Here is a 590-nt window from a genome sequence, read left to right as displayed (position 1 = left end):
GAGACCGGGCATGCGGAGTTCTACGCCCGCATCCGTCAGGAGCGCTGGCAGGTGGAGCACCAGCAGATTCAGGCCACGGCCACGGCGGCGGGCATTGCGCCGGGCCACATCTTCACCCTGACCAACGCGCCGTTCTTCAGCGATAACGGTGAGTATCTGGTGACGGCGGCGGGGTATCACTTCGAGGAGAACCGCTACGCCAGCGGCGAGGGTGAAACCATTCACCGTACCGATTTCACGGTCATCCCGGCGTCGGTCTCTTATCGCCCGGCGCAGAGCACGGCGTGGCCGCGCACCTACGGCCCGCAGACGGCGAAAGTCGTGGGTCCGCAGGGGGAGAGCATCTGGACGGACAAATACGGTCGCGTGAAGGTGAAGTTCCACTGGGACCGACTGGCGAAGGGCGATGACACCAGCTCCTGCTGGGTGCGTGTGTCGAGCGCGTGGGCGGGCCAGGGCTACGGCGGGGTGCAAATTCCGCGCGTGGGCGATGAGGTGGTGGTGGACTTTATCAACGGCGACCCGGACCGGCCGATAATCACCGGTCGCGTGTACAACGACGCGAGCATGCCGCCGTGGGCGCTTCCGGC

At 66.3% G+C, this 590-nt stretch carries 1 protein-coding gene; it reads left to right on the top strand.

Annotated elements, in window-relative coordinates:
* On the top strand, positions 1–590 hold a 590-nt coding region (locus ABR39_RS00785), incomplete at both ends, for a type VI secretion system Vgr family protein (protein ID WP_047345378.1).

The sequence above is a fragment of the Enterobacter genomosp. O genome, assembly GCF_001022965.1.
In the GTDB taxonomy this organism is placed as follows: domain Bacteria; phylum Pseudomonadota; class Gammaproteobacteria; order Enterobacterales; family Enterobacteriaceae; genus Enterobacter; species Enterobacter cloacae_L.
This window is presented reverse-complemented; position numbering and strand designations above follow the sequence as displayed.